1 protein-coding gene is annotated in these 2,414 nt (G+C 70.0%); it reads left to right on the top strand.

All coding sequences use genetic code 11. From position 1 onward, the window contains the following. Positions 1-2,414: beta-ketoacyl synthase N-terminal-like domain-containing protein (locus B9S57_RS23110; protein WP_146057793.1), on the top strand; the 2,414-nt coding region annotated here is incomplete at both ends.

A 2,414-nucleotide genomic window follows, 5' to 3' on the forward strand; every position in this document is an offset into this window, starting at 1 on the left:
CGTCGGAGCGGTTGTCGGCGGTGTTGCGGCCGAAGGTTGATGCGGCGTGGAATCTGCATGAGTTGACGCGTGGCATGGATTTGTCGATGTTCACGTTGTTCTCCTCGGCGGCCGGTGTGTTCGGTGGTGCGGGGCAGGCGAACTACGCGGCGGCGAACGCGTTCCTCGATGCCCTGGCCGAAGTGCGGAAGGCGGAGGGGCTGGCGGGGCAGTCCCTGGCCTGGGGCTTGTGGGCCCAGGCCAGCGAGATGACCGGGCAGCTCGGCGCGGATGATCTGCGGCGGATGGCCCGGGGCGGTCTGACGCCGTTGTCCTCGGAGCAGGGGCTCGAGCTGTTCGACCTGGCCGGCGGCCTGGCCGACGAGGCCGTGCTGGTGCCGATCCGTGTCGACATGGCTGCCCTGCGGGTACGGCCGGAGATGACTCCGCTGATGCTGCGGGGCCTGGTACGGGTGCCTGACCGGCGGCAGGCCGACTCCGGCACCGATCGATCCGCATCCTTCGGACGCACCCTCCTTGCCCTCCCTCCAGCCGAACAGCACCAGTTGGTGCAGGATCTGGTCAGAGCCCAAGCGGCTGCTGTCCTCGGGCACGACTCCGGCGAGGCGGTGCAGCCTGAGCGGGCGTTCACCGAGCTGGGCTTCGACTCGCTCACCGCTGTCGAGCTCCGCAACCGAATGAGTGCGGCCACGGGACTGCGCCTGCCGGCCACGCTGGTGTTCGACTACCCGACGCCGTTCGCGATGGCCGACTACGTACGGACCGAGATCGTCGGCGTACAGGCTGAAGTCGCCACCGGCCGGCCGGCCCTGACCGCCACCGCCACCGAGGACGACCCGGTCGTCATCGTGGGCATGAGCTGCCGGTTCCCCGGAGGAGCGGAGTCGCCCCGCAAGCTGTGGGAGCTGGTGGCCGGTGGCCACGAGGGCATCACGGGCCTGCCCACGGACCGGAACTGGGACGTGGAAGGGCTTTATGATCCCGACCCGGACAACCCCGGCACCTCCTTCACCCGCGAAGGCGGCTTCCTGCACGACGCGGCGGAGTTCGACCCGGGCTTCTTCGGGATCTCGCCGCGTGAGGCGCTGGCGATGGACCCCCAGCAGAGGCTTTTGCTGGAGGGCTCCTGGGAGGCCATCGAGTCGGCGGGGATCGACCCGGCGTCACTACGCGGCACGAGCACCGGCGTCTTCGCCGGGCTGATGTACCACGACTACGTGGCTCAGCTCGCCACCGTCCCGGAAGGTGTCGAGGGATACCTCGCCACCGGTACCTCCGGCAGCGTCGTATCCGGCCGTGTCTCGTACACGCTCGGTCTCGAAGGCCCTGCCGTAACGGTCGACACCGCTTGCTCGTCCTCCCTGGTGGCCCTGCACCTCGCGGCGCAGGCCCTGCGGTCGGGCGAGTGTTCGATGGCGCTGGCCGGCGGTGCCAGTGTGATGGCCACCCCGGGCAGCTTCATCGAGTTCAGCCGTCAGCGTGGCCTGGCTGCGGACGGCCGGTGCAAGTCGTTCGCCGCGGGCGCCGACGGTACCGGCTGGGGTGAGGGCGTGGGCATGCTGCTCCTGGAGCGCCTGTCGGACGCGCGGCACCATGGGCACGAGGTGCTGGCGGTGGTGCGGGGCAGCGCGGTGAACCAGGACGGTGCTTCGAACGGTCTGACGGCGCCGAACGGTCCGTCGCAGCAGCGGGTGATCCGGCAGGCGCTGGCGAACGCCGGGCTGTCCCCGGTGCAGGTGGACGCGGTGGAGGCGCACGGTACGGGTACGACGCTGGGCGACCCGATCGAGGCGCAGGCGCTGCTGGCGACGTACGGGCAGGGGCGGTCGGAGGGCCGTCCGTTGTGGCTCGGATCGATCAAATCGAACATCGGTCACACCCAGGCCGCGGCCGGCGTTGCCGGTGTCATCAAGATGGTGATGGCGATGCGGCATGGAACGCTGCCGCGTACCCTCCATGTCGACGCGCCGACACCTCAGGTGGACTGGTCGGCGGGTTCGGTGGAGTTGCTGACGGAGTCGGTGGCGTGGCCGGAGACGGGCGAGGCGCGCCGGGCGGGTGTGTCGTCGTTCGGGATCAGCGGAACCAACGCCCACGTGATCGTCGAGCACATCCCGGTGGTCGAGGAGCGCCACGAGCCTACGGTGGCTCTGCCGGTGGTGCCGTGGGTGGTGTCGGCGAAGTCCGAGGCCGGCCTGTCGGCGCAGGTGGCACGGCTCTCCCCGTTCGCCCGGGAGCACGAACCGCTGGACGTGGGGTTCTCGCTGGTGACGACGCGTGCGGCCATGAATCACCGTGCGGTGGTCATCGGTGACCTGACGACCAGGGGAACGGTCTCGTCAGGCCGGTCGGCGGTGTTGTTCTCGGGTCAGGGTGCGCAGCGGTCGGGTATGGGTCGTGAGTTGTATGAGGCG

The sequence above is a fragment of the Streptomyces sp. SM10 genome (genome assembly GCF_002910915.1).
Taxonomy (GTDB): domain Bacteria; phylum Actinomycetota; class Actinomycetes; order Streptomycetales; family Streptomycetaceae; genus Streptomyces.